Source organism: Streptomyces sp. NPDC051183, assembly GCF_040682455.1.
GTDB lineage: Bacteria > Actinomycetota > Actinomycetes > Streptomycetales > Streptomycetaceae > Streptomyces.
This window is the reverse complement of sequence record NZ_JBFBBA010000006.1, coordinates 83,531-109,275: the sequence shown is the minus strand read 5'-3', so window position 1 is coordinate 109,275 and position 25,745 is coordinate 83,531. Positions and strand designations below refer to the sequence as shown.

General features: G+C 71.8%; 26 protein-coding genes. 17 read left to right on the top strand and 9 right to left on the bottom strand.

Annotated features, from left to right (window positions below; all coding sequences use genetic code 11):
- Nucleotides 1-2 precede the first annotated feature (2 nt).
- The 4 genes from AB0M99_RS07320 (at nucleotide 3) to AB0M99_RS07305 (ending at nucleotide 3,243) form a co-directional block, all read left to right on the top strand.
- Complete coding sequence (locus AB0M99_RS07320; protein ID WP_365917682.1) at nucleotides 3-947, top strand: TauD/TfdA family dioxygenase; 945 nt, start codon at nucleotides 3-5, stop codon at nucleotides 945-947.
- Nucleotides 947-1,765, top strand: coding sequence for a thioesterase domain-containing protein (locus AB0M99_RS07315; protein ID WP_365917680.1), 819 nt, complete (start codon nucleotides 947-949; stop codon nucleotides 1,763-1,765). Before AB0M99_RS07320 ends, AB0M99_RS07315 begins: the two co-directional genes overlap by 1 nt.
- A 98-nt stretch (nucleotides 1,766-1,863) precedes the next feature.
- Nucleotides 1,864-2,673, top strand: a complete 810-nt coding sequence (locus AB0M99_RS07310) for a 4'-phosphopantetheinyl transferase superfamily protein (protein WP_365917679.1) — start codon at nucleotides 1,864-1,866, stop codon at nucleotides 2,671-2,673.
- A gap of 69 nt (nucleotides 2,674-2,742) precedes the next feature.
- On the top strand, nucleotides 2,743-3,243 hold the full coding sequence (locus tag AB0M99_RS07305; RefSeq protein ID WP_365917678.1) for a hypothetical protein: 501 nt from the start codon (nucleotides 2,743-2,745) through the stop codon (nucleotides 3,241-3,243).
- Nucleotides 3,244-3,340: 97 nt separating this feature from the next.
- On the opposite strand, the gene AB0M99_RS07300 is transcribed toward AB0M99_RS07305, so the two are convergent.
- A complete protein-coding gene (locus AB0M99_RS07300) occupies nucleotides 3,341-4,078 on the bottom strand; it encodes a DUF4097 family beta strand repeat-containing protein (RefSeq protein ID WP_365917677.1) in 738 nt (245 codons plus the stop codon).
- A 14-nt stretch (nucleotides 4,079-4,092) separates the two neighbouring features.
- Nucleotides 4,093-5,910 (bottom strand): BTAD domain-containing putative transcriptional regulator, encoded by a 1,818-nt coding sequence (locus AB0M99_RS07295; protein WP_365917676.1) that lies wholly within the window; start codon nucleotides 5,908-5,910, stop codon nucleotides 4,093-4,095.
- A 277-nt stretch (nucleotides 5,911-6,187) separates the two neighbouring features.
- Between AB0M99_RS07295 and AB0M99_RS07290 the strand changes: the two genes are divergently transcribed.
- Nucleotides 6,188-6,970 (top strand): ABC transporter ATP-binding protein, encoded by a 783-nt coding sequence (locus AB0M99_RS07290; protein ID WP_365917675.1) that lies wholly within the window; start codon nucleotides 6,188-6,190, stop codon nucleotides 6,968-6,970.
- A gap of 127 nt (nucleotides 6,971-7,097) precedes the next feature.
- Nucleotides 7,098-7,325, top strand: a complete 228-nt coding sequence (locus tag AB0M99_RS07285) for a hypothetical protein (protein WP_365917674.1) — start codon at nucleotides 7,098-7,100, stop codon at nucleotides 7,323-7,325.
- Nucleotides 7,326-7,453: 128 nt separating this feature from the next.
- Here AB0M99_RS07285 and AB0M99_RS07280 read toward each other — a convergent pair whose 3' ends face one another.
- On the bottom strand, nucleotides 7,454-10,405 hold the full coding sequence (locus tag AB0M99_RS07280; protein ID WP_365917784.1) for a BTAD domain-containing putative transcriptional regulator: 2,952 nt from the start codon (nucleotides 10,403-10,405) through the stop codon (nucleotides 7,454-7,456).
- Nucleotides 10,406-10,703: 298 nt separating this feature from the next.
- Nucleotides 10,704-11,444, bottom strand: a complete 741-nt coding sequence (locus AB0M99_RS07275) for an alpha/beta hydrolase (RefSeq protein WP_365917673.1) — start codon at nucleotides 11,442-11,444, stop codon at nucleotides 10,704-10,706.
- Between the two features lie 130 nt (nucleotides 11,445-11,574).
- Here AB0M99_RS07275 and AB0M99_RS07270 point away from each other — a divergent pair, with 130 nt between their 5' ends.
- From AB0M99_RS07270 to AB0M99_RS07260, 3 genes are all read left to right on the top strand, one after another.
- Nucleotides 11,575-12,723 carry an adenosine deaminase gene (locus AB0M99_RS07270; RefSeq protein WP_365917672.1) on the top strand — a complete coding sequence of 383 codons (1,149 nt, stop codon included), beginning with the start codon at nucleotides 11,575-11,577 and terminating at the stop codon, nucleotides 12,721-12,723.
- Between the two features lie 139 nt (nucleotides 12,724-12,862).
- The gene (locus AB0M99_RS07265) at nucleotides 12,863-13,126 is read left to right on the top strand and encodes a hypothetical protein (protein ID WP_365917671.1); all 264 of its coding nucleotides are present in this window, start codon (nucleotides 12,863-12,865) and stop codon (nucleotides 13,124-13,126) included.
- 166 nt (nucleotides 13,127-13,292) lie between these two features.
- Nucleotides 13,293-14,078 (top strand): hypothetical protein, encoded by a 786-nt coding sequence (locus AB0M99_RS07260; protein ID WP_365917670.1) that lies wholly within the window; start codon nucleotides 13,293-13,295, stop codon nucleotides 14,076-14,078.
- A 15-nt stretch (nucleotides 14,079-14,093) separates the two neighbouring features.
- Here AB0M99_RS07260 and AB0M99_RS07255 read toward each other — a convergent pair whose 3' ends face one another.
- The 3 genes from AB0M99_RS07255 to AB0M99_RS07245 are packed head-to-tail and all read right to left on the bottom strand — an operon-like array spanning nucleotide 14,094 to nucleotide 15,625.
- Entirely contained in the window at nucleotides 14,094-14,297 is a 204-nt protein-coding gene (locus AB0M99_RS07255) for a PspC domain-containing protein (RefSeq protein WP_365917669.1), read from the bottom strand.
- Between the two features lie 39 nt (nucleotides 14,298-14,336).
- Nucleotides 14,337-14,936, bottom strand: coding sequence for a VanZ family protein (locus AB0M99_RS07250; RefSeq protein WP_365917667.1), 600 nt, complete (start codon nucleotides 14,934-14,936; stop codon nucleotides 14,337-14,339).
- Between the two features lie 50 nt (nucleotides 14,937-14,986).
- On the bottom strand, nucleotides 14,987-15,625 hold the full coding sequence (locus AB0M99_RS07245; protein ID WP_365917666.1) for a PH domain-containing protein: 639 nt from the start codon (nucleotides 15,623-15,625) through the stop codon (nucleotides 14,987-14,989).
- 111 nt (nucleotides 15,626-15,736) lie between these two features.
- Between AB0M99_RS07245 and deoC the strand changes: the two genes are divergently transcribed.
- From deoC to AB0M99_RS07230, 3 genes are read left to right on the top strand one after another with little or no spacing between them, the layout of a single operon-like run.
- Nucleotides 15,737-16,699 carry a deoxyribose-phosphate aldolase gene (gene deoC, locus AB0M99_RS07240; RefSeq protein WP_365917783.1) on the top strand — a complete coding sequence of 321 codons (963 nt, stop codon included), beginning with the start codon at nucleotides 15,737-15,739 and terminating at the stop codon, nucleotides 16,697-16,699.
- Between the two features lie 5 nt (nucleotides 16,700-16,704).
- Nucleotides 16,705-18,141: an aldehyde dehydrogenase family protein gene (locus AB0M99_RS07235; protein WP_365917665.1), complete on the top strand. Its 1,437-nt coding sequence runs from the start codon at nucleotides 16,705-16,707 to the stop codon at nucleotides 18,139-18,141.
- Nucleotides 18,134-19,033 carry an aldehyde dehydrogenase family protein gene (locus AB0M99_RS07230; protein ID WP_365917664.1) on the top strand — a complete coding sequence of 300 codons (900 nt, stop codon included), beginning with the start codon at nucleotides 18,134-18,136 and terminating at the stop codon, nucleotides 19,031-19,033. Before AB0M99_RS07235 ends, AB0M99_RS07230 begins: the two co-directional genes overlap by 8 nt.
- 70 nt (nucleotides 19,034-19,103) lie before the next feature.
- Here AB0M99_RS07230 and AB0M99_RS07225 read toward each other — a convergent pair whose 3' ends face one another.
- Nucleotides 19,104-19,454 (bottom strand): hypothetical protein, encoded by a 351-nt coding sequence (locus tag AB0M99_RS07225; protein WP_365917663.1) that lies wholly within the window; start codon nucleotides 19,452-19,454, stop codon nucleotides 19,104-19,106.
- A 174-nt stretch (nucleotides 19,455-19,628) separates the two neighbouring features.
- Here AB0M99_RS07225 and AB0M99_RS07220 point away from each other — a divergent pair, with 174 nt between their 5' ends.
- The gene (locus AB0M99_RS07220; protein WP_365917662.1) at nucleotides 19,629-20,243 is read left to right on the top strand and encodes an ATP-binding protein; all 615 of its coding nucleotides are present in this window, start codon (nucleotides 19,629-19,631) and stop codon (nucleotides 20,241-20,243) included.
- Nucleotides 20,244-20,398: 155 nt separating this feature from the next.
- On the opposite strand, the gene AB0M99_RS07215 is transcribed toward AB0M99_RS07220, so the two are convergent.
- Nucleotides 20,399-21,106: a SigE family RNA polymerase sigma factor gene (locus tag AB0M99_RS07215; protein ID WP_365917661.1), complete on the bottom strand. Its 708-nt coding sequence runs from the start codon at nucleotides 21,104-21,106 to the stop codon at nucleotides 20,399-20,401.
- Between the two features lie 197 nt (nucleotides 21,107-21,303).
- Between AB0M99_RS07215 and afsQ1 the strand changes: the two genes are divergently transcribed.
- The 4 genes from afsQ1 (at nucleotide 21,304) to AB0M99_RS07195 (ending at nucleotide 25,722) form a co-directional block, all read left to right on the top strand.
- Complete coding sequence (gene afsQ1 / locus AB0M99_RS07210) at nucleotides 21,304-21,981, top strand: two-component system response regulator AfsQ1 (protein WP_180291024.1); 678 nt, start codon at nucleotides 21,304-21,306, stop codon at nucleotides 21,979-21,981.
- Nucleotides 21,978-23,462, top strand: a complete 1,485-nt coding sequence (locus tag AB0M99_RS07205) for an ATP-binding protein (protein WP_365917660.1) — start codon at nucleotides 21,978-21,980, stop codon at nucleotides 23,460-23,462. The genes afsQ1 and AB0M99_RS07205 overlap by 4 nt, the downstream gene beginning before the upstream one ends.
- Entirely contained in the window at nucleotides 23,449-24,102 is a 654-nt protein-coding gene (locus tag AB0M99_RS07200) for a GerMN domain-containing protein (RefSeq protein ID WP_365917659.1), read from the top strand. Before AB0M99_RS07205 ends, AB0M99_RS07200 begins: the two co-directional genes overlap by 14 nt.
- 327 nt (nucleotides 24,103-24,429) lie before the next feature.
- Nucleotides 24,430-25,722, top strand: a complete 1,293-nt coding sequence (locus AB0M99_RS07195) for an MFS transporter (protein WP_365917658.1) — start codon at nucleotides 24,430-24,432, stop codon at nucleotides 25,720-25,722.
- Nucleotides 25,723-25,745 lie beyond the last annotated feature (23 nt).

Here is a 25,745-nt window from a genome sequence, read left to right as displayed (position 1 = left end):
CCATGACCACCGCCACCACGACCTGGACCCCGTACGAGATCCACCCCGCCGACCTCGGCATCGACGCGACCGCCGAGGCGCTCACCGCCCACCTCGCCGACACCGCCGCCGTCGACCGGCTGCTCGCCGAGCAGAAGGCCCTCGTCTTCCGGGGCTTCGGCATCACCCCCGACACCCTCGGCGCGGTCCTCGACCTCCTGCTGCGCAACCGCCTCGCCTACGTGAACGGCAACTCCCCGCGCACCAAGGTCGGCGACAACGTCTACACCTCCACCGAATACCCGGCGCAGTTCACCATCTCCATGCACAACGAGCTCTCGTACGCCGAGAGCTGGCCCACCCGCCTCGCCTTCTTCTGCCAGCAGGCCCCCGAGACCGGCGGCGCCACCCCCATCGTCGACGGCGTGCGCTGGCTGGAGTCCCTCGACCCCGAGCTCCGCGCGGCCTTCGCCCCGGGCGTGCGCTACACCCAGAACCTCCACGACGGCCTGGGCCTGGGCAAGAGCTGGCAGGACACCTTCGAGACCCGGGACCGCGCCGAGGTCGAGGCGTACCTGAACGGCACCGGCGCCGACTGGCACTGGCGCGCCGACGGCGGACTGCACATCAGCCACCTGCGCCCCGCCACCGTCATCCACCCGCAGACCGGCCGGGAGGTCTGGTTCAACCAGGCCGACCAGTTCCACCCGGCCTCGCTCGGCGACGAGACCGCCGCCGCCCTCGCCCAGCTGCTGCCGCCCGAGGAACTCCCGCAGTACGTCACCCTCGCCGACGGCTCGCCGATCCCCGACGAGTACGTCCTCCAGGTCCGCGACCGCGGCCTGGAGAACGCGGTGGACGTGGACTGGGAGACCGGCGACCTCATGGTCATCGACAACCTCGCGGTGGGCCACGGCCGCCGGCCCTTCACGGGCCCGCGCCGCGTCCTCGTCGCGATGACCGACTGATGCCCGCCGCGACAGGCGTCCTGGCCGCACCGGCACCCGCATCCGCGGGGGCGTACGACAGCCAGGACGGCGCCCGCTGGTTCCGCCGCCACAGCCGCGCCGCGGCCCCCCGCATCAGGCTGGTCTGCTTCCCGCACGCGGGCGGCGCCGCCAGCCTCTACCGGGACTGGCCCGACCGGCTGCCCGCCGGGATCGAGGTGCTCGCCGCCCGCTACCCGGGCCGCCAGGACCGCTTCCACGAGCCCTGCGTCGAGACCATGGCGGAGCTGGCCGACCGCATCACCGCGGCCCTGCGCCCCTACCTCGGCGCACCGCTCGCCTTCTTCGGGCACAGCCTCGGCTCGGACGTCGCCTACGAGGTGGCCCGCCGGCTGGAGGCACGGCACGGCATCAGCCCGGAACGGATCTTCGTGTCGGGGGCGGCGGCCGCGCACGTCTCCGACCCCGTCGACCTCGGCGCCTACACCGACGCCCAGCTGGTCTCGGAGATGGACCGCCTCGCCTCGCCCGGCGCCGACATCATGGCCGACCCGGAACTCGCGGCCCTGCTGCTGCCGTCGCTGCGCGCCGACTACCGGCTCAGCGCCGGATACCGGCCGTCGCTGGAGGAACTGGGCACCGTGCGCGCCCCGCTGACCGCCTTCATCGGCGACAGCGACCCGCTGCTGCCGCCGCAGGACGCACTGAGCTGGGGAGAGCTGACCACCGGGGGATTCACCCACCGGGTCTTCCCCGGCGGGCACTTCTACCTGGAGCAGGCGGAGCAGCGCGCGACGCTGCTGCGGCTGATCACCGCGGCGCTGCTGCCGGCCGCCTGAACGGCCCGCCGTATCCCCCGTATAGAGCGCTGCAAGCCCGGGGCATGCAGCGCGTGGGCTCAATGGAAACCGAATCAAACAGTACGAAGGGAGATGCCATGCCCGTACCCCACGACCTGCCCGGCAGCCTGACCCTGGAATCCGGTCTGACCGCCCGCGCCGCCGTGGCCGTACGCAGACTGCGGACCTCGGGCGAGGTGCACGTGTGGTGCTGGGAACTGCCCGCCCGCACCGACCCCGACGACCTGGCCCTGCTCAGCACGCAGGAGTACGAGCGGGTGCTCTCCTTCCACCAGGAGCGCGACGCGGCCGCCTTCGTCCGCAGCCACGCCGCGGCCCGCCGGGCCGTCGGCGAACTGCTCGGCGTACCGGCCTCGGAGGTCGCCTTCGGCCGCCGGGACTGCCCCGGCTGCGGGGACACCGGCCACGGCCCGCCGAGCGTGACCCGGCCTGCCGTACCGCTCGCCATCAGCCTCTCGCGGACCGCGGGGCGCGGGGTCCTCGCGGTGCGGGCCGGCACCCGGGTCGGCGTCGACATCGAGGCGCTGCGCGGGATCCACTCGCAGAACGTCGTCGACATGGTCACCACCGAGGCCGAGCGCGCCGTCCTGCAGGCACTGACCCCGGGCGACGAGCGGGACCGGGCCTTCCACCGGGTGTGGACCCGCAAGGAGGCCGTGGTCAAGGCCGTCGGCGTCGGCCTGATCGGCACCGAGCTGAACGAGCTGGACGTACGGGCCGACCGGACCGGCCGGGTCGAGGTCCAGCACACCTTCCAGGGCCGCCACACCCTGTGGGCCGTCGAGGACCTGGACGTCGGACCCGACTGGACGGCCTGCGTGGCCCGGCCCGCCGACACCGCGACCGGACCGGTCCGCCTGCACTCCGTTCAACTGCCCATTTCCTGACACCGAACAGACCGCCCATTCATTGCACGCATGCCGTGCAAGAGACGCAAGAGCAACAGGGAGACAACGATGACGCTCGAAGCCACCGAGAAGACCTTCCCGCAGCTCACCGAGGCCGACGAGGAGCTGTGGGACGGCTACCACGCGCTGCTGGAGACCGTGGTGCAGCAGTCCGATCCGGGACCCGGCGAGCACGGCTGGGAGGCCCGTGAGCGGATGCGCGTCTCCGCCTGGGTGCGCCACGTGTACCAGCACCCGCTCTCGCCGGCCGTCTTCGCCGCCCCGGTCTGCGCCTCCCGGGCCGCAGCGGAGCGCGTCGAGGCAGCCGAGCTGGCCTTCCGGATGGACGTCGGCCGCGGCGCCGCCCGCCCGGCCCGTCCCTCCGCGGACGTCCGCGCCGTCGCCGCCGTCGCCGCGATGCGGGCGATCACCGCCACGGCCCTCGCGCAGACCCCGCCGACCCCGCGCGAGCGCGTGGTCTCGGACGTCTGGGCCGTGGTCCGCGAGACCATCGCCCCGCTCGTCGAGCGCGGCGTACCGGTGTTCCAGCGGGCGCGCAACTCCTGGTGACGGTGCGGCTGTCCGCCGCCTCCGGTCCCGAGAGCGGGGGACCCGACCGCAGTACGACGGCGGTCAGGGTCCCCCTTTCCCGTGGCGGCCGCGTACGTCACGAGCTGACCGACACCGTTCCGCCCAGGGTGCGGAGCTTGAGGTTGTGGCCCGAGGCGGGGTCGGTGCGCACGCTCACCTTCTCGCCGCCGCCGACACCCTTCGCGTCGACCGCGTAGGCGGCCGACCCCGGCACCTTCACCTTGACGTCACCGCCGCTGGTCCCCGCGTCGACCTTCTCCGGCGGCGCCGTGAAACTGGCCTCCACGTCCCCGCCGTTGGCCTTCGCGAGCAGGCTCTTGGCGCCGAGCTCCTTGCCGTGCACCGAGCCGCCGGTGGTCCGTACGTCGATGGCGCCCGACACGTTCCTGACGGTGATGTCCCCGCCGAACGCCACCAGCTTCACGGACAGCCCGCCCGGCACCTCCACCTTGTAACTGATCTTGCAGTCCGAGTCGTTGCCGCAGTCGGGCCCGCCGCCCAGCGTCAGCTCGCCGCCCGACACCGTCTGGTCCGTCTTCGGGTTCGTGCCGCTGTACGTGACGGTCTCGGTCACCTTCACGCTGTCGCCGGAGCCCCCGACGACCTCGATGTCCCCGTCCGGCGACTGCACCGAGAGGGCGGTCACCTTCTGCGACACCGTGTAGTTGCGTACGTCCGTCTCGCTGCCCAGCATCGAGCAGCCGGTCAGCGTCCCGCCGGCCAGCGCGGTCACCAGGACGGGCATGGCCAGGACATGGGCCCGGGTCCGGGTCCGGTTCTTCGTCGGGAGTGTGGCGATCGGCACGGTGGTCATGTTCTCTCCAGGGGTCACCACGCCGCGCTGGCGTGGGTTCGGGGGGCGGACTGCCCGGCGAGCAGCCGGACGAGTTCATGGCAGCGGTAGAGCGGCCGCCCCTGCGGGTCGACCCCGCTGAGGTCCAGCAGCGCCGCGTCGACCAGGCTCTCCAGCCCCGCCTCGGCCACTGCCTCGGAGATCTCCAGCGCAAGCGCGATCCGGTGCGCGCCGAACGGCTCCGCGCCCGCGGCCGCCAGCGCCGGCAGCACCGTACGGGCCCGCGCGTCGAGCCGGGCACCCGGCGGCAGCAGGGCGCCCCGCACGTTCAGCTCGGCGAAGCTCAGCTCGCCCAGCCGCGTCCGCGGATCGGCCAGCCGCTCGGCGAGCCGGGCCGCCGGCCAGTGCGGCCGCGAGGCCAGCCGGGTCCCGGCGATCCGCAGCGCGAGCGGCAGCCCCGCGCAGTACGCCACCAGGTCGTCCGAGGCGTCCGGGTCGGCGGTGATCCGGGCGCGGCCCGCCGCGGAGGCGAGCAGTTCCAGCGCCGTGTCGTCGTCCAGCGGGGACAGCGCCACCGAGTACGCCCCCGCCACCCGGGCGAGCTGGGTACGGCAGGTCACCAGCACGGTGGTCTCCGTGGAGCCGGGCAGCAGCGGCCCGACCTGGAGGTCGCCGGCCGCGTTGTCCAGCAGGAGCAGCATCCGCTTGCCGGCGGTCCGGGTCCGGTAGAGGCGTACCAGCTCCTCCAGGTCGCCCGCCGCGTCCGGGCCCTCCAGCCCGGCCTCGCCGAGCGCGCGCAGCAACCGCACCAGCACCTCGCCGGGGTCGCGGGGCGAGCCGTCCGCCTCGCGCAGGTCGGCGTACAGCTGCCCGTCCGGGTAGCGGGCGGCGCTGGCGTGCGCCACCCGCACCGCGAGGGCCGTCTTGCCGATGCCCGCCATGCCGGTGATCAGGAACCGGCGCGGACGCCAGGCGCCGGTCTCGGCCCCGGCCGGGGCCAGCATCGCGCCGAGCGCGGCCAGTTCCTCCTCGCGCCCGGTGAAGTCGTCGATGTCCGGCGGCAGCATCGCGGGGACGTCGGCCCTGCGGGCGGCCGGCCCGATCGGGGCGGGGGACTCCAGCCCCAGCTCGCCGCCGAGCACCGCCTTGTACGTGTCCCCGAGCGCGACACCGGGGTCCACGCCCAGCTGTTCGGCGAGCACCCGGCGGCCCTCGTGGTAGGTGTTCAGGGCGTCCGCCTGGCGGCCGCACCGGTACAGGGCGGTCATCAACTGCGCCCGCAGCCGCTCCCGGGTCGGGAACCGCGCGACGAGACCGCTCAGTTCACCCGTCACCCGCTCGTGCCGGCCCAGTGCGAGATCCGCCTCGATCCGCTGCTCCAGCGCCTGGGTGCGGGCCTCCTCCAGCGGCTGCAGCTCCTCCGCCTGCATGTGCTCGGTGACGTTCGCCAGCGCCGGGCCGCGCCACAGCTCCAGCGCCCGCGTCAGCAGTTCGCCGGCCTCCTCGTACGCCCCCGCGCGCAGCGCCTGGCGGCCGTCGCGCTCCAGCTTCTCGAAGTCGACGAGGTCGATGGCGCTGTCGCCGGTGTGCAGCAGGTAGCCCGGCTGCTGCCGCACGATCTCCACGCCGTCGCCCAGGTGCTTGCGCAGCCTCGACATGTACGTGTAGATCTGCGCTCCGGCCGTGGCGGGTGGATCCCAGCCCCACAACAGCGTGTTGAGCCGGGCGTCCGACACCACGCGCCCGCGGGCGAGCAGCAGGGCCGCCAGGACCGTGTGCACCTTCGACCCCGACAGTGCGATCCGGGTACCGCCTCGCCTCGCTTCGACCGGTCCGAGAATCCGGAAGTCCATGCCTCGTCACCCCGTTGCTCTGATGAATGTGTCTCGAGCTCAGTCACCGAAGCTAGAGACCGGGGCTGTCGGGCCGATTTCACTTCGATTTCGGCCACCGGGCGGATCGATCCCGGCCAACGGACCGCTGGGTTCCGGCCGGAACCCCCGCAGTCGCCCCCGTTAGGGGCAGTCGCATAGAAGGAAAAGAGGAAGACAGTGCACTGTGGTGGGGCTGGTTCCGTCCGAGGGGCGGGCCGGCGCACCACGCCCCGACAGCGAGAGGACCCCGGCGTCCATGAGGCCCACCACGATGAGCGCGCCGCCCCGCGGCGGCGACCAGACGACGGAGTACGCGCTGCGGCTGGACGCGGTGACCAAGGTGTACGGCAAGGGCGGCAGCCAGGTCCGCGCCCTCGACGGGGTGACGGTGGGAGTCCCGCGCGGATCGTTCACCGCCGTGATGGGCCCCTCCGGGTCCGGCAAGTCGACCTTCCTGCACTGCGCGGCCGGCCTGGACATGCCGTCCACGGGCTCCGCGTACATCGGCGAGACCGAGCTGAACGGTCTCAACGAGACCGAACTGACCAAGCTGCGGCGCAAGCGGATCGGCTTCGTCTTCCAGGCCTTCAACCTGGTGGCCTCGCTGACCGTCCGCCAGAACATCGAACTGCCGCTGCGCCTGGCGAAGGAGAAGCTGGACGCGGCCTGGCTGGAGGAGGTCCTGGGCCGGGTCGGACTGACCGGACGCGCCTCGCACCGCCCCGGCGAGCTCTCCGGCGGCCAGCAGCAGCGCGTGGCCATCGCCCGCGCCCTGATCACCCGCCCCGACGTGCTGTTCGGCGACGAGCCCACCGGCGCGCTGGACACGGTGACGGCCAAGGAGATCCTGGCGCTGCTGCGCAGCAGCGTCGACGAGACCGGCCAGACGGTCGTCATGGTCACCCATGACCCGGTCGCCGCCTCGTACGCCGACACCGTGCTGTTCCTCGCCGACGGACGCCTCGCCGACCGCATGGACCAGCCGACGCCCGACCGGGTCGCCGAGCGCATGACCAGCCTCGGAGCCTGGGGAACCTGAGCGATTTCGTTTCCCGCAACCGCTCGAAATCGAAGCGATATCGAGCCGACAGAGCCTCTCCTTAGCGTTCATCCCGTCGCACCGCACCGGCGGCGAGCAAGGTCAGAAACGACTGAGGAGAATTCCGATGCGCAGCACCCGCACCCGCACCGCTTTCGTCGCCGCCCTGGGTACCGTGACGGCCGTCTGCGCCCTCTCCCTGGGCTCGGCCACCACGGCGGCGGCGAGCGAGGTTCCGGGCACCGAGCTGGTCCAGGAGATCGTCTGCCCCGTGGTCGGCCCGGTCGTCGACCCGATCGTCGGCCCGGTGACCGGTCCGGTCTGCGACATCAACGAGGAGAACCCGTGGAGCTGATCCACACCTGCTGAGCATTCGAGCGCGACAGGGGCCCGGGCCCGCCGAGACGGCGGACCCGGGCCCCTGTGTTCGTATGTGTTCGTATAGGTTGCGCCGTATACGGAGCCGGCGGCCCGCGCGGCCGCTCAGCCCTCCAGCAGTGCGGCCAGCGCCTGCGGGCTCAGCGCCCCGGGCTCCCCGTCGGCAACGGCCCGCGTGACCTCCTCGGCCCGCCGCTGCCACTCGGCGGCTCCGAGCTCGGTGAACGCCTCCACCGCCCGGCCGAGCGGCTCGCGCGCCTGCGGCTCGCCGCGCAGGACCAGCGCGCAGGCCAGGTCGAGCGATATCCGTGCCTGGAGGAACCGGTCCTGCACCTCCCGCGCGGCCACCAGCGCCTCCGCCAGCACGGTCTCGGCGTCCGCGGACCGGCCCTGGCGCCAGCGCGCCTCGCCGATCCCGCGCAGCGCGTACGCCTCGCCGAGCCGGTCCCCGCCCTCACGGGTGAGCCGCAGCACCGTCATGCAGGTCTGCTCGGCCTCCGTCAGGTCGCCGAGCCGCAGCAGCGCCTCGGCCAGCCGGTAGGTGTTCTGGTTCTCGCCCCGTCCGCTGCCGGCCTCCCGGCTCTTGGCGATGGCCTCGGTGCACAGGGCGATGCCGACGGCGAGGTTGCCCCGCTCCATCTCCACCTGGGCCAGCAGGCCCATCACATGGGACTCGCCGGCCACGTCGCCCGCCTCGCGGAAGCACTCCAGGGACTCCCGGGCATCGCGCGCGGCGCCCTCCAGGTCACCGAAGAACCGTGCGCACAGCGCCAGGCTGCGCAGCGCCAGGGCCTTGCCGTGGACCTCGCCGAGCCGGTCCCACAGGGGCGCCGCCCGGGTCAGCCAGCCCCAGGCCTCGCGGTAGTCGCGCCGGTAGATCGCCAGCGTGCCCAGCGAGCGGAGCATCGTGGCCTCGCCGAGCAGGTCGCCCGCCAGTTCCGCGGCGCGCAGCGAGTGCTCGGCGCAGGAGCGCCAGTCCTCCCAGTAGTTGCGCACCTCGAACAGCGGGGTGCTGTTCTGGGTCAGCGCCCACGCGTAGGCGGACCGCTCCGAACCGGAGGCCTGCTCGATCACGTCGGTCAGGGCGTTGCGCTCGGACTCGAACCACTCCATCGGGTCCGCGAGCAGCTCCTCCACCAGCTCCGGTTCTAACGTCATCCGCTCCACCTCGCCGTAGCTGATGGCGCGTTCCCCGCCGTACGTCAGCAGCCGGGCGGCGTCGGCCAGCGCCAGCCAGCCGCCGTACGCCCGCTCCAGCGCGGCCCCGCGCTCCTCCTCGGTCTCCTCGGCCTGGGCCATCTCCCAGGCGAAGAGCCGCAGCAGGTCCTGGAAGCGGTAGCGGGTGACCGGCCCCGAGGCGGTGGCCACCTCCAGGAGCTGGGCGTCGACCAGCTGCTCCAGGAGGTTCTCCGCGTCCATCTGGTCGGCGTCGATGAGCGCGGCGCCCACCCACGCGGCGAAGTCGGGCACGTTCAGCAGGCCGACCCGCCGGTAGAGCTGGCGCGCGGCTGCGGACAGGTCGCGGTAGCTGAGCCGAAAGCCGGCCCGTACGCCGCCCTCGCCCGGGCTCAGTTCGTCGAGCCTGCGCCGCTGGTTCTCCAGCCGGCCCACGAGGCTGCGCACCGACCAGTGCGGCTTGGCGGCGAGCCGGGCGCCCGCGATGCGCAGCGCGAGCGGCAGCCGGTCGCACAGTTCGCCCAGGCGGGCGGTGGCGACCGGGTCGGCGCCGATCCGGTGGTCTCCGGCCACCTCCCCGAGCAGCGCGGAGGCCTCCTCGGGGTCCATGGACTGGAGCCCGACCTGCAGGACGGCGTAGTCGCCGATCATCTCGCCCATGACGTCGCGGCCGGTGATCAGCACGCAGCAGCGGCCGTTGCCGGGCAGCAGCGGGCGGATCTGCTGGAAGGAGCGGGCGTTGTCGAGGACGATCAGGACCCGCTTCCCGCCGAGCACGCTCCGGTAGAGCGCGGCGCGGTCACCGGGGTCGGCCGGGATCTGCTGGGCGGGCACGCCGAGGGCGCGCAGGAAGCGGTCGAGCGTGGTGGCGGGCTGGACGGGCTCGTCCTTCTCGTCGTACCCGCGCAGGTCGGTGAAGAGCTGGCCGTCGGGGAAGCGGGCGGCGACGTTGTTCGCCCAGCGCACGGCGAGGGCGGTCTTGCCGACCCCGCCTATGCCGCTGATCGCGGCGATGGTCAGCGGCGACTGGCCCAGGCGCTCGTCCAGCATCCGGTCCATGGCACTGAGTTCCTTGGTCCGGCCGGTGAAGGAGGCCGAGTCCACGGGCAGCTGGGCCGGCACGTTCGCGGCCATCGGCTGGGCGAGCTGGGTGGCGGGCTGCGAGAGCTCCGGCGAGTCCTGGAGGACCAGGTCGTGCAGACCCTGCAGGACCGGTCCGGGCTCGATGCCCAGCTCGTCCACCAGCAGGCGGCGGCCCTCGCGGAACACGTTCAGGGCATCGGCGCGGCGGCCCGCGCGGTAGTTCGCCAGGATCAGGTGGGCGCGGGCCTGCTCGCGCAGCGGGTGCTCCGCCACGAGCGAGGTGAGCGCCGGGATGAGCGTGTGGTGACGGCCGAGCTGGAGCTGTAGTCCGGCGTACTCCTCGTGGACGTCCAGGCGCAGCTCCTCCAGCCGGACGGCCTCCTGCTCGATGTGGTTCCCGGTGACCCCGTCCATGGCCCGGCCGCGCCACAGGGACAGCGCCTCGGCGAACACCTCGCAGGCCTCGGCCCCCTGGCCGCCGCGGGCGAGTTCGCGGGCCTGGCCCACCCGGTCCTGGAAGTCGACCGCGTCGATGCGGTGTTCCAGCGGGTTGAGGATGTATCCGGGGTGCGAGGTCAGGATCAGCTCGTTCACCCCGACCGTGTCCTTGAAGACCTTGCGCAGTCCGGCGACGCAGATGGCGATCTGGTTGCGCGCGGTGGTCGGCCCGCCGTTCGGCCAGACGGCTTCGATCAGCGAGTCCACCGAGACGACCCGGCAGGGCGAGAGCAGCAGCATCGTCAGTACGGTCCTCTGGCGCGCCCCCCCGATCCGCAGAGCTTCTCCGCCGACCTGCACCTCCAGTGGTCCCAGCAACCTGAACACGGCCTGATGCAAGGCAACTCCATTTCACAACAAGGCACCCCCCCGGTGCACCCGCGCCCATTGTGATCACTTACTGGCCAGTAATTCACTCCTGTCACGGGCCAGAATCGTTTGTGTTACGTCCGGTAGCCCGGTTGTCGCGCATTTGGCACGGGTTCGTCCTTGCCGCGCGACCACCTGTTGGACGGTCCGGCCACCCTCCCGTGTGAACGGTGGCCGAAATCCAGGCCACGCGGACGGGCGCGGAAGGGCGCGGAAGCGGCCTGCCGGGCTATCGGCCCGGCGTACCGCGCAGCGACCGGCCGAACCCGGAGGCGAGCGGCATGCGCAGCCCGAGCGGCGGCGGGGCCGCCAGGGCGTCGGTCACGGGCCGGGAATACGGGGCCGAGAAGACCGAGCCGAGGACGAAGTCCACGGACAGGGCGACGACCTCCGCCTGGTGCTCGCGCAGGCCATGCCCGTCGGAGTGCACTTCGAAACGGCATGTCGTGCGATTGGCCTTTTTTGCCCTGGTCGCGAGCCGGAAGGACAGCTCCGGGTCGCTGCGGGCGTCGTTGGTGCCGTGCACGATCAGCACCCGGCGGCCTAAGAGCTGTTTCACCGGTTCAGGGGAGGCGCCGGCGGACGGCTGGGGCAGGCAAGGGGCGAGCGCGAGCACGGAGTTGACGGCCTCGTGGCCCGCCGCCGCGAGCGCCGCCAGGCCGCCCGCGCCGTACCCGGCCAGGCATACCGGCACGTCCCCGTACCGGCGGACCACCTCGTCCGCCGCCCACCCCGCGCCCTCGGTGCGGGAGCCGCCCCCGTGCAGGACCCTGTGCGCCACCAGCCCCTGCCCCGTGCCCGCCCGGGCCAGGGCCCGCGCGAGCGGGCGCAGTGGACCGGGGGGCAGTCTGGTCGCCCCGGGAAGCAGGAGCACCACACCACTGACCGTGCTTCGTGTCGAACCCGAGCCGTTCACGCCGAGCGCCCGCCCGAGGCGGGCACCGCGCGCCGGCGGCGCATGCTGTGCCATGGCCGAACAGTCTCAGACCGGCGGGTGTCCACACCACAGTCCGGTCAAGGTCACCGGGCGAGAAGTCAATGTTCTGCATCGACCGGCCGTCGAAGCGTAGCTCTACGCGCGTAGGAGCTAGAGTGCCCAGATGACGAGCGAGACCCCCAACCTGCCCACCCCGGATCAGATCCGCCGCTCCCCGAAGGTGCTCCTGCACGACCACCTCGACGGTGGCCTGCGCCCCGGGACGATCATCGAGCTGGCCCGCGAGGTCGGCTACGAGAGCCTCCCGGAGAGCGACGCCGACAAGCTCGGCATCTGGTTCCGCGAAGCCGCCGACTCCGGCTCCCTGCCGCGCTACCTGGAGACGTTCGCGCACACCTGCGCCGTCATGCAGACGAAGGCGGCCCTCTTCCGGGTCGCCGCCGAGTGCGCCGAGGACCTGGCCGAGGACGGCGTCGTGTACGCCGAGATCCGGTACGCCCCCGAGCAGCACCTGGAAGCCGGCCTGACCCTCGAAGAGGTCGTCGAGGCGGTCAACGCCGGCTTCCGCGAGGGCGAGCGCCGCGCGAAGGCCAACGGCCACCGCATCCGCGTCGGCGCCCTGCTGACCGCCATGCGCCACGCGGCCCGCGCGCTGGAGATCGCCGAGCTGGCGAACCGCTACCGCGACAACGGCGTGGTCGGCTTCGACATCGCCGGCGCCGAGGCCGGGTTCCCTCCCACCCGCCACCTCGACGCGTTCGAGTACCTCAAGCGCGAGAACAACCACTTCACGATCCACGCGGGCGAGGCCTTCGGCCTGCCGTCGATCTGGCAGGCCCTGCAGTGGTGCGGCGCCGACCGCCTGGGCCACGGCGTGAAGATCATCGACGACATCGAGGTCGCCGAGGACGGCTCCGTGACGCTGGGCCGCCTGGCCTCGTACGTCCGGGACAAGCGCATCCCCCTGGAGATGTGCCCGACGTCGAACCTCCAGACGGCCGCGGCCGCCTCGTACGCCGAGCACCCGATCGGCCTGCTGCGGAAGCTGCACTTCAGGCTCACCGTCAACACCGACAACCGGCTCATGAGCGGCACCAGCATGAGCCGCGAGTTCGAGCACCTGGTAGAGGCCTTCGGCTACTCGCTCGACGACATGCAGTGGTTCACCGTCAATGCGATGAAGTCCGCGTTCATTCCTTTCGATGAACGACTGGCCATGATCAACGAGGTCATCAAGCCCGGCTACGCGGAGCTGAAGTCGGAGTGGCTGTTCCAGCAGACCGCTTCCACCAGCGGTTCTGTCTCGGCATAGGCCAGAGCATGACGTACTGAAGGCGCCCGGGAGAGGCAATTCCCGGGCGCCTTCTCATATTTAAGGATGTTTGCGGCCGGGGGTTTGAAGTGACTAGTTTGCGGAGCCGCTCAATTCCCCGTCGCAAGGACACGTTTTCATGAAGCAGTCAGCTGCCAAGACCCTCGGTGTCGCCGCTCTCGGTGCCGCCTTCGCCGCCGTCGCCGCCGGTTCCGCCTCGGCCGCCGTCCCCGCCGTCGGCCTCACCGACGCGCTGGGCACCGCCACCACCGCGGTCCAGGGCCTCACCAGCCAGCAGCAGGTGAAGCCGGCCGAGGGCCAGGAGTCCAGCGACCCGGGCCAGGCGCTCGGCGCGGTGACCGGTCTGCTCGGGGGCCTGCCCACCAGCAACCTCGGCGCCTGACCCACGCCGCACCGCTCGGGATCCGTACGCGATCCGTACGGAATTCGTACGCGCGCAACGGCCGCGCACACCCTTTCGATCGGGTGTGCGCAGCGCCGTGCCGTGTGCCACGATCACCAGCAACTGCCCGCCGACGCACGGGGTATTGAGGTCATCGGTCATGCGCATGAAGCCACGAGTCACGGTCCGGACGGCCGCCGCCACCCTGCTCCCCGCGCTGCTCCTCGCAGCCGTGGGCTGCGGCAGTACGGACACCCCAGCGGCCGGCAACGCGCCGGACCCCAAGGGCTCCGCGGCCGCGTCCGGCTCCCCGGACGGCGCATCGACCGGTCCGGGCGGCTCGGGCGGCCCCGGTGGCACCGCGGCGCCCAAGGCGGGCGGCAGCAGGCTGGAGCGGTCCGCGCTCGAACAGGGCGACCTGCCCGGCTACACGATCTCCGCCCAGGGCAAGAACCCCAACGCCCCGGACGGTCAGCCGCAGGCCGACCGGAAGGCCTGCCAGCCGCTGGCCGACATCATGGGCGACAAGCCGGACCCGGCCGCGCGCGAGACCGTCAACCGCGGCATCGGCTCCCAGAAGCAGGTCGGACTCGCCGTCTCCGCCTCCGTCAGCTCCTACGCCGAATCCGACGCCAAGACGCTGATCTCCCGGCTGAGGAGCGCGGTCGCGGCCTGCGGTACGGGCTTCTCCGCGACCGTGGAGGACCAGACCGGCAGCTACCGCGACGTGCAGGCGGCCGACTACAGGACGGGCGGCGACGAGAGCGTCAGCTGGACCACGACCGCGGCCGCCGGAGGCGTCGCGGCACCGGTGCACCTGGTCGTCGTACGCCAGGGGGACACCGTCGTGAGGCTGATGGCCCTCAACGTGACGGCCGCGCAGCAGAAGGCACAGGTCCCGCACGAGGTCGCGGACAAGCAGCTCGAAAAGGTCCGCAAGGCCGGCCCCTAGGGGCGTGCCCGCGCATTACCAGTCGGTGGAGACGGACGACTTCTCGTTCGGCAGCAGTACCCACAGCGCTATGTAGATCAGGAACTGCGGGCCGGGCAGGATGCACGAGAGTATGAAGATGGCGCGCATCACGGCGGTCGGCATTTTGAAACGCCGCGCCAGTCCGGCGCAGACTCCGCCGATCCATCGTCCGTCGCGGGGGCGAACAAGGGCGCTCATGGTTACTCCTTCGTAGGTATCGCTTTCCTTTGCGATGCCTCAATACTCCCGCTGAACCGCCGACAGAACGTCGGTCCAGGGGCCGAGCCCGACCCTGGGAATTCTCGGGGTCGCCCCCTGAGATCCCGGCCCCGATTCCGATCCGGCCCGCCGGGACAGCGCCTGCGAGCGCCGCTTCCGGGCGCGCAGCGCCGGTACGACGGCCACGTGGGCCAGCACGACGCCCGCGGTGTTCAACAGCAGCGAGTCGATGTCGACGACCCGGCCCGGCACCGCGGTCTGGAGCATTCCGATGCCCACCGAGACCAGCGCGCCCGCGGCGGCGGTCCGGGCCAGCGAGGACCAGGCGGCCAGCGGCGACAGCTCGATCCGCCCGCTGATCAACGGGAGCAGCACCCCGAGCGGGGCGAGCAGCGCCAGCCCCTCGCCGAAGCGCCGGGCGGCCTCCAGCGGCCCGGCGGCGATGGCGGCCCTTATCCCCTCCAGCGGGGTCAGATTGGCGGCCGGGGTCCACGGGACGTCCAGTGGCCGCAGGGTCAGCCAGCCGACGAGGAGGAGGTGGGCGGCCAGCAGGACCCCGGAGAGGGTCCGGTGCCGGAGGGTGATGACGGCGCTGTGGCCGGCCTCTTGACGCTGCACACCTGCGAAGACGCAGCGTGCGGTACCCGCGGTTCCGCCGTGTTCGCCGGTCAGCCGGTGGCGAGCAGCACAATCGTGAGCAGCGCGCCGACGAGCGCGGGGGCGATGATCTCGTACGACCAACGGACCCGGACGTCGCCCTGGGCCCCGGCCCGCGTGGCGCCGCGCTCGTGGAGTTCCCGCAGCTCGTCGACGACCCGGTCGGCGCCCGCCCTGCGCGGCTCGGCCTGCGCCTCGCCGCCCTGCGGGGCGGGCTCCGCCATGCCCTTGCCCAGGAGCCCGCGGCGCCGGCTGAACTGCTGCCGGTTCGCCTTCTTGCGCTCCCGCAGCGAGACGGGGACGGACCAGAGCTGGTACTTCGACCCCTCGGCCAGCACCTCGGCCGAGTACCCGGCTCGTACGGTGTCGACGGCGGCCCAGGGCAGCTCGATGACCCGGAACGGGTTCCGTACGCGCAGCCGGTCGTCATTGGCGAACACCGCCGGCCGGATCGTGAAGGCCACGGTCAGCGGAACCGCGCACAGCGCGATGGCGAGCGCGACCCACGGCGTGTTGCCGGAGCCGCGCACGACGGCGTCCCCGCACAGCCACGCGATGAGCGCGAGCAGCAGCACCCCGGTGACGACGGCCATGGGGGAGCGGTAGACCCGGTCGTCGTAGACCGGCTCGTCGGGGGAGGGCGTAGTCATGGCCCGATTGTGCCGTACGCCCCCGCGCCTCACATGACGGCCGTCACGCCCATATGTGCGGGGTGGGGGGTGACAGGCAGCTACGCGCGTAGATATGCTCATGTGGTGACCATGCCCACCACCCTCACCGCATTCGCTGACGTGACGACGTCCGACAGTGCGCTGCGCCGCTTCCTGCACGGGCTGCCCGGCGTCGACGCTGTCGGCCTGGAGGCCCGCGCGGCCTCCCTCGGCACCCGCTCGATCAAGACGACGGCCAAGGCGTACGCCATCGACCTGGCCATCTCGATGATCGACCTGACGACGCTGGAAGGCGCGGACACCCCGGGCAAGGTCCGGGCGCTCTCCGCCAAGGCCGTCAATCCCGATCCGACCGACCGCACCACGCCCATGACGGCCGCCGTCTGCGTGTACCCCGACATGGTGGCCACCGCCAAGGCCGCCCTGAACGGCGCCGACGTGAAGGTGGCCTCCGTCGCGACGGCGTTCCCCGCCGGCCGCGCCGCCCTCCCCGTCAAGCTCGCGGACACGGCCGACGCCGTGGCCGCCGGCGCCGACGAGATCGACATGGTCATCGACCGTGGCGCCTTCCTCGCCGGCCGCTACCTGGACACGTACGAGCTGATCAAGGCCGTCAAGGAGGCGTGCGTCCGCCCCGACGGCACCGCCGCCCGCCTCAAGGTCATCTTCGAGACCGGCGAGCTGTCCACGTACGACAACATCCGCCGGGCCTCCTGGATCGGCATGCTCGCGGGCGCCGACTTCATCAAGACCTCCACCGGCAAGGTGGGAGTGAACGCCACCCCCGCCAACACCCTGCTCATGCTCGAAGCCGTCCGCGACTTCAAGGAGCAGACTGGAATCCAGATCGGCGTGAAGCCGGCCGGCGGCATCCGCACCACCAAGGACGCCATCAAGTTCCTGGTCCTGGTCAACGAGACCGCGGGCGAGGACTGGCTGAGCAACCACTGGTTCCGCTTCGGCGCCTCCAGCCTGCTCAACGACCTGCTGATGCAGCGGCAGAAGCTGAGCACCGGCCGTTACTCCGGTCCCGACTACGTGACGGTGGACTGATCACCATGGCATCCCTCTTCGAGTACGCACCGGCTCCCGAGTCCCGCTCGGTCGTCGACATCGCCCCCTCCTACGGGCTCTTCATCGACGGCGAGTTCACCGACGCCGCCGACGGCAAGGTCTTCAAGACCGTCTCGCCGAGCAGCGAGGAAGTGCTGGCCGAGGTCGCGCAGGCCGGCGCCGCCGACGTCGACCGCGCCGTGAAGGCCGCCCGCAAGGCCTTCGAGAAGTGGTCCGCGCTGCCCGGCTCCGAGCGCGCCAAGTACCTCTACCGCATCGCCCGGATCATCCAGGAGCGCAGCCGCGAGCTGGCCGTCCTGGAGACCCTGGACAACGGCAAGCCGATCAAGGAGACCCGCGACGCGGACCTCCCGCTGGTCGCCGCGCACTTCTTCTACTACGCGGGCTGGGCCGACAAGCTCGACCACGCCGGCTACGGCCCGAACCCGCGCCCGCTCGGCGTGGCCGGCCAGGTCATCCCGTGGAACTTCCCGCTCCTGATGCTCGCGTGGAAGATCGCCCCGGCGCTCGCCACCGGCAACACGGTCGTGCTGAAGCCCGCCGAGACCACCCCGCTCTCCGCCCTGTTCTTCGCGGACATCTGCCGCCAGGCGGGTCTGCCCAAGGGTGTCGTCAACATCCTCACGGGCTACGGGGACGCGGGCGCGGCCCTCGTCGAGCACCCGGACGTCAACAAGGTCGCCTTCACCGGCTCGACCGCCGTGGGCAAGAAGATCGCCCGCCACGTCGCCGGCACCGACAAGAAGGTCACCCTGGAGCTGGGCGGCAAGGGCGCCAACATCGTCTTCGACGACGCCCCCATCGACCAGGCCGTCGAGGGAATCGTCACCGGCATCTTCTTCAACCAGGGCCAGGTCTGCTGCGCGGGCTCGCGCCTGCTGGTCCAGGAGTCGATCCACGACGAGCTCCTCGACTCGCTCAAGCGCCGCCTCTCCACGCTGCGCCTGGGCGACCCGCTGGACAAGAACACCGACATCGGCGCGATCAACTCCGCCGAGCAGCTCGCCCGGATCACCGCGCTCGCGGAGACCGGCGAGGCCGAGGGCGCCGAGCGCTGGTCCCCGGCGTGCGAGCTGCCGTCCGCCGGCTACTGGTTCGCCCCGACGCTCTTCACGAACGTCACCCAGGCGCACACCGTCGCCCGCGACGAGATCTTCGGCCCGGTGCTGTCCGTACTGACCTTCCGCACGCCCGACGAGGCCGTCGCCAAGGCCAACAACAGCCAGTACGGCCTGTCCGCCGGCATCTGGACGGAGAAGGGCTCGCGCATCCTCGCGGTCGCGAACAAGCTCCGCGCGGGTGTGGTGTGGGCCAACACGTTCAACAAGTTCGACCCGACCTCGCCCTTCGGCGGCTACAAGGAGTCGGGCTTCGGCCGCGAGGGCGGTCGCCACGGCCTGGAGGGCTACCTCGATGTCTGAGTCTTCTGCGACCCGCCTGAACGTCTTCAAGACCTACAAGCTGTACGTCGGGGGCAAGTTCCCCCGCTCCGAGAGCGGCCGGGTGTACGAGGTGACGGACTCCAAGGGCAACTGGCTGGCCAATGCGCCGCTGTCCTCCCGCAAGGACGCGCGTGACGCGGTCGTCGCGGCCCGCAAGGCCTTCGGCGGCTGGTCGGGCGCGACCGCGTACAACCGCGGGCAGATCCTCTACCGCATCGCCGAGATGCTGGAGGGCCGCCGCGAGCAGTTCGTCCGCGAGGTCGGCGAGGCCGAGGGCCTGTCCAAGGCGAAGGCAGGCGCCGTCGTCGACGCGGCCATCGACCGCTGGGTCTGGTACGCGGGCTGGACCGACAAGATCGGCCAGATCACGGGCGGCGCCAACCCGGTCGCGGGCCCGTTCTTCAACCTCTCCACCCCCGAGCCGACGGGCGTCGTGACCGTGGTCGCGCCCCAGGGGTCCTCCTTCCTGGGCCTGGTCTCGGTGATCGCCCCGGTCATCGCGACGGGCAACACGGCCGTGGTCATCGCCAGCGAGAAGTCCCCGCTGCCCGCCCTGTCCCTGGGCGAGGTGCTCGCCACCTCCGACCTGCCGGGCGGCGTGGTCAACATCCTGTCCGGCAAGGCCGCCGAGATGGGCCCGCACCTGGCGTCCCACCAGGACGTCAACGCGATCGACCTGGCGGGCGCGGACTCCGCGCTGGCCAAGGAGCTGGAGATCGCGGCCGCGGACAACCTCAAGCGCGTGCTGCGTCCACAGCCTGTGGACGACTGGAACGCGGACCCGGGCACCTCGCGCATGACGGCGTTCCTGGAGACCAAGACCGTCTGGCACCCCACGGGTTCGCTGGGCGCGGGCGGCTCGTCCTACTAGGACCGGCCCCCTTCCGAGAACCGGCCCCGGCAGTGTCCCCCGCACTGCCGGGGCCTTCTCGTACCCGCAGCTACTTCTTGGGCGTGATCGGTGCGAGCAGCGAGGACACGGCGGCGGTGGGCAGCTCGCCGATCGAGGAACCCCTGGTCAGGCTGCCGGTGACCATGCCGGTGCCGACCGAGGGGAAGTCCGCGATCTTGGTGGCGATGCCGTTGTTCAGCGGGTCCACGCCGGTGTTGGCCAGCGGATTGACCTTGAGGTTGGAGATCGGGTCGGCGACCCCGGCCAGGGCCGCCGGGACCGAGAGCTCGCCCGCCTGGGCGCCGCCGGCCGCCATCGCCAGGGCCGCGCCGGCCATGGAGAGGGTCAGCCCGGCGCTGCGGAGCCGCTTCGGTGGGGTGGGAGCTGCGTGACGTGCCATGGGTTCCCGCCTGTGGTCGTAGTCGCGTGCGCACACAGCGTAGCGGCGGCGGGTCGCCGGATTCCAACCGGCGGTGCGCGGGGGCGGTGTGAGGGTTCTCGCAGGCGGTGTCGGCGGTGTGTTGATACGCCGGGTCATGCCTCACACTGGTGTCCCGTGAGCAGTTCCTCTCCCTTGCCTACGCGTGTCGCCCTGCTGACCGGCCCCTCGGGGTCCGGCAAGTCCTCCCTGGCGGCGCGGTCCGGCCTTCCCGTGCTGCGCCTGGACGACTTCTACAAGGAGGCGGGCGACCCGACCCTGCCGCTGGTCGCGGGCAGCTCCGACATCGACTGGGACTCCCCGCTGTCGTGGGACGCCGACGCCGCGGTCGCCGCCGTCGCGGAGCTGTGCGCGGCGGGCCGTACCGAAGTCCCCGTGTACGACATCGCCAGCAGCTCCCGTACGGGCGCCGAGGCGCTGGACATCTCCCGGACCCCGCTGTTCATCGCCGAGGGCATCTTCGCGGCGGACATCGCGGCGCGCTGCCAGGAGCTCGGGCTGCTGGCCGACGCGATCTGCCTGCGCGGCCGCCCCTCGACCACCTTCCGCCGGCGCCTCGCGCGGGATCTGCGCGAGGGCCGCAAGTCGGTCCTGTTCCTGCTGCGCCGGGGCTGGCGGCTGATGCGCGCCGAGCGCGGCATCGTGGCCCGCCACGTCGCCCTCGGAGCCCACGCCTGCGGCCGCGATGAGGCCCTCGGCCGCCTGGCCGCCGCCGCGGCCGGCCGCCACCGCACGGCAGCCCCCGCGTAACCGCCGGCACCGCCCGCGGCCCGGGCCGCAGCCCGCGCACGCGAAAAGGCGGGACCGAGCGGACCCCCGGCCGCCTGATCCCGCCTCTTCCCCCCGCGGCCCCCGTCCCACCCCCGTAGGACGGGCCCCCTGGCCCCATGGTCTGTGTGCGCCGCTTACGCGACGAGCTCCTCGAAGGACTCCGCCTCGTCACGGCCGAAGCTCAGCGCCTCGTCGTCCCGCAGCCGCCGCAGCGTCCGCCAGATGCTCGACTTCACGGTGCCGACGCTGATGTCCAGGATCTCCGCGATCTCCGGGTCCGTGCGGCCCTCGTAGTACCGCAGCACCAGCATCGTGCGCTGCGGCTCCGGAATGCGGGACAGCGCCTGCCACAGCACCGCGCGCAGTTCGGTGCCGCGCATCGCGTCCGTGTCCGAGGCCGTCTCCGGCAGTTCCTCCGTCGGGTACTCGTTCAGCTTCCGCCGACGCCACGCACTGATGTGCAGGTTCGTCATCGTGCGCCGCAGGTAACCGCCCACGGCCGCCTTGTCGCTGATCCGGTCCCATGCCCGGTACGTCGAGAACAACGCGCTCTGCAGCAGGTCCTCGGCCTCGTAGCGGTCGCCGGTCAGGTGGAAGGCCGTCGCGTAGAGCGCGGCCCGCCGTTCCTGGACGTACGCCGTGAACTCCGCCTCCGAGGCGGCGGAGGGCGAGGTGCGCTGCGCGGGAACCGTCGCCGGCTGCTGGTACGTGTTCGCGTCGATGGCCACCACGTGCGCCGGCCGCGGACGGGCGACCGTCACCGTACGGACACCTGCCCGGCGGTTCACATCGTGCAGCCGCGTGACAACCGCGCTGGTCGTGGTGCTGTGCAGCGTGTTCATCTCGCGCCCCCCGTCGTGGAGTCTGCTTCGGTCCGTTGTCTCGATGACAAAAGACTGCCCGCCCGACATAACCGGGGTGTCCTTCGACTGTCACAGGCCTGTCACAGCGACCCGGTGCACGGGCCCGCCGCGGACCCGGCACGATCCGAGCCGCACGACGGTCGAAGTCCCGAGGGCCGATGGGACAGAATGAGCCCGTGCCTTTCCTGTTGCTGATCGAGGACGACGACGCCATCCGCACGGCCCTCGAACTCTCCCTGTCACGCCAGGGCCACCGTGTGGCCACCGCGGCGACGGGTGAGGACGGCCTGAAACTGCTGCGCGAGCAGCGGCCGGACCTGATCGTGCTCGACGTCATGCTGCCCGGGATCGACGGTTTCGAGGTGTGCCGGCGCATCCGCCGCACCGACCAGCTGCCGATCATCCTGCTCACCGCGCGGAGCGACGACATCGATGTCGTCGTCGGCCTGGAGTCCGGAGCGGACGACTACGTCGTCAAGCCCGTGCAGGGCCGGGTGCTCGACGCCCGCATCCGGGCCGTGCTGCGCCGCGGCGAGCGCGAGGCGAGCGACTCGGCCGTCTTCGGCTCCCTGGTCATCGACCGGGCCGCCATGACGGTCACCAAGAACGGCGAGGACCTCCAGCTCACCCCGACCGAGCTGCGGCTGCTGCTGGAGCTCAGCCGGCGGCCCGGCCAGGCGCTCTCGCGCCAGCAACTGCTGCGGCTGGTGTGGGAGCACGACTACCTCGGGGACTCCCGCCTCGTCGACGCCTGCGTACAGCGGCTGCGCGCCAAGGTGGAGGAAGTGCCCTCGTCGCCGACCCTGATCCGTACCGTCCGCGGCGTCGGCTACCGGCTGGACTCCCCGCAGTGATCAAAGCCCTGTTCGCGGGCCGGCGCTGGACCAGCCTGCGGCTGCGGCTCCTCGTGGTGTTCGCGCTGGTCGCGCTGACGGCCGCGGTCTCCGCCTCCGGCATCGCGTACTGGCTCAACCGGGAGGCCGTGCTGACCCGGACCCAGGACGCCGCCCTCGGCGACTTCCGGCAGGAGATGCAGAACCGCGCCGCGGCCCTGCCCGGGGACCCGACCCAGGAGGAGATGCAGCGCACCGCCGAGCTGATGGCGGGCAGCAGCCCCGGGTACAGCGTGCTGCTGGTGCAGGAGCGCAAGGACGGCCGCAAGGTCTTCGGCGCGGCGGGCCCCGATGCCTTCGGGCTGGGCGACGTACCGAAGTCCCTCCAGCACGCGGTGAACGACCGGCAGAAGACGACGGCCGCCAACGACGCCGAGTACCACATGTACTGGCAGCGGACGAAGCCGAAGGGGAACCCGTACCTGGTCGGCGGCACGCGCATCGTCGGCGGCGGGCCGACCGGCTACATGTACAAGTCGCTGGCCACGGAGCGGGACGACCTCAACGCCCTCGGCTGGTCCCTGACCATCGCGACCTGCCTGGCGCTGCTCGGGTCCGCGCTGCTGGCGCAGGCCGCTGCCCGTACCGTGCTCAAGCCCGTACAGCGCCTGGGCGATGCGGCCCGGCGCCTCGGCGAGGGCGAGCTGGACCACCGGCTCGACGTGTCGGGCACCGATGAACTGGCGGATCTTTCGCACACCTTCAACAAGACGGCGGAAGCGCTGGAGAAGAAGGTCGCCGACATGAGCGCGCGGGAGGAGTCCAGCCGGCGGTTCGTCGCGGACATGTCCCACGAACTGCGCACGCCGCTGACGGCGTTGACGGCCGTGGCCGAGGTGCTGGAGGAGGAGGTCGACGACCTCGATCCGATGATCGCGCCGGCGGTGGCGCTGGTCGTCAGCGAGACGCGCCGCCTCAACGACCTGGTGGAGAACCTGATGGAGGTCACCCGCTTCGACGCGGGCACGGCCCGGCTGGTGCTGGACGACGTGGACGTCGCCGACCAGGTCACGGCCTGCATCGACGCCCGGGCCTGGCTCGACGCCGTCGAACTCGACGCCGAGCGCGGGATCGTGGCGCGGCTCGACCCGCGGCGGCTCGACGTCATCCTGGCCAACCTGATCGGCAACGCGCTCAAGCACGGCGGATCGCCGGTACGGGTCTCCGTGCGGGTGGAGGGGGAGTGGCTGGTCATCGCGGTCAAGGACAACGGCCCCGGCATCCCGGAGGCTGTCCTGCCGCACGTCTTCGACCGCTTCTACAAGGCCAGCGCGTCCCGCCCGAAGTCCGACGGGAGCGGGCTGGGACTGTCCATCGCGATGGAGAACGCGCACATCCACGGCGGTGACATCAGCGCCGCCAACGCGGCGGGCGGCGGTGCGCTGTTCACGCTGCGCCTGCCGGTGGACGTGGGGAAGGTGATCGCGGGTGAAGACGCGTAGACGGGCCGCGGTGCTGCTGGCCGTGTCCGCGGTGGCCTCGGTGTCCGCGCTGTGCGGGTGCGGGATCCGCGCCACCGCCGTGCCGGTGGACGTGGGCGCGGCGCCCTCGCGCGTGTCGTGCGACACCCCGGCGCAGCCGACGGGCGGGGTGAGCGGGGTCCAGGGCTTCCGGGCCACGATCGCGCTGGTCTGCGGATCGCAGCTGGTGGGGGTGGAGCGGCTGGTGCCGGTGCCGGAGAAGCGGCCCGTACGCGAGCCCGTGGGCCTGGTGGCGCAGGCCCTGCTGGAGGCGCTGCAGAAGTCGCCGTCGGCGGAGGAGAGGGACGCGGGCTTCACGACCGGCGTCCCCGAAGGGCTCACGGCCGTGTCCCCGCGCCCCGGCGACCCGGCGGGCGCGGTGCGGCTCAGCCGCAAGCCCGAGGACCTGCCGCCGGTGGCCCTGTCGCAGATCGTGTGCACGCTGTCGGACAGCGACGCGGTGTCGGCGGGCCCGGGCCCCGTGGTCCTCGGCGGCCCGGACGCGGATCCGCCGCGGGCGTGGGAGTGCACCGACGCCGTCCGCTCCCGCCCGGAGTCGGTCCCCACCCTGGGCGACGTGGTCCGCACCCCGTCCCCGACCCCCGGCCCTTCGCGCTCCTGAGGCGCCCCTGAGGCGCGAAGACCCCTCCGAGCGGGTGCTCGGAGCCTTCGGCGTGCGCAAGATCAATCTGTTCGAGCCAAAGGCCGGGCTGCGGACTTGCGTGCTCCGGTACGGCGGGTTACCGGGGGCCTCCCTTTCCCCGTAACCGGTTCCCGCGGCAAGCGGAGGCAGAGGGCCCGTCGGCTTCAGGCCAGGGCGGTTTCCGGACGAGCGAATTCCTGATGCCTGAGTTCGTCATGCCTGCATATGGTCCGTTCGGCTTCCCGGAACAGTCCGGCAAGAACACGAGATCGGCCAACTGGTGGGAACCGTACGGGCGTTGTCGTGATGAGCCGGTCGGATGAAACGATCGAAAGTGACGATATTCAGATGGATGCGCCGTCCGTGGTGGCCGAACTCGATGCGAAGCCAAGACTGTTCACGACATCGTGGTGGTGGCGGTGGGCGCTCGGCACCTGCTTCGCGCGCATTACGGAGCCGATGGCGACACTGGCGCTCATCAGCCTGGGAACCTATGTCAGCGGGTATGCGTACGGGGCGTTCCTGGTGAGTGTCTACGTGCTCACCGGCGCCCTGACGGCCACCGCCTCGGGAAAGGCGCTCGACCGCGCCAGGAATCCACGGCAAATGGTCATGATCATGACGGTTTCGTCATTTCTCCTGCATGTGGCCCTGGCGCTTGCCGGTACGTTCCGACTCTCGTCGGTGGCGATTACCGCGACCACTGCGCTGTGTGCCGCACTGCCGGGCGGTCTGCCGGGCCTGTCGCGTTCGGTACTCGTCAAGTACGCCGATGCGCGCGTGATGAAGACGGCGCTCTCGTGGGACTCGATCATGACGGAAGTGGGCTGGATCCTCGGCCCCGTGGCCATCGCCGGCCTGAGCCTGTTCGGGCTCCCGTGGGTCGAGGTCGTGGCCATGGCCGTCACGTTCCTGGGGGTCTCCCTCTTCCTCGGTCCGCTGGTCGGAGCCGCGCCGGCCGAGGCGCGACCGCAGCACGAGAAGGCCGAATCCGCATCCGCATCCGAATCCGGGTCCCTGTGGTCGTACCGCTTGGCGCGCCCCAGCCTGGTCGACTCGATCTCGGTCGGCATGGCGGTGACGGGAATCGTGTCGGCGCTCCCCATCCTGCTGTCGCAGGCCGGGGCGTCGTCGTCGTGGTCCGGCATCCTGGTCAGCGTGCTGGCCGGCACGGGAATCGCCGGAACGCTCTGTTACGGGAAGGCGGCCGGCCGGATCGCGGTGCACATCACCGTCCAGTCGTTCATCACGCTCTTCGGTGTGATCGCGTCCGTGGTCGGTCTGGCGTTCTCCGACAGCCCCGTATGGATGGCGATCTGGGTCGGGATTTCGGGGTTCTTCATCACTCCGTTCAACACGCAGCGATCGATAAGCCTCGAAGCGAGTATCCCGGCCTCGCTGCATACTCAGGGGTTTTCGGCGCAATTCGCGCTGTTCGGACTGGGGTCGGCGATCAGTGCTGGAATGCTCGCGCTGATCAGCGATGTCCCGTCGGCGCTGCTTGCCATCGGAGTGATCAGCCTTTCGATTTCGGCGGCCACGAATGCCGCTGTACGCAAACAGATTGTCGCGAGCATGAACGATCAGGCGAGGAAATAATGCACCGGTACGGTACGCAGGGT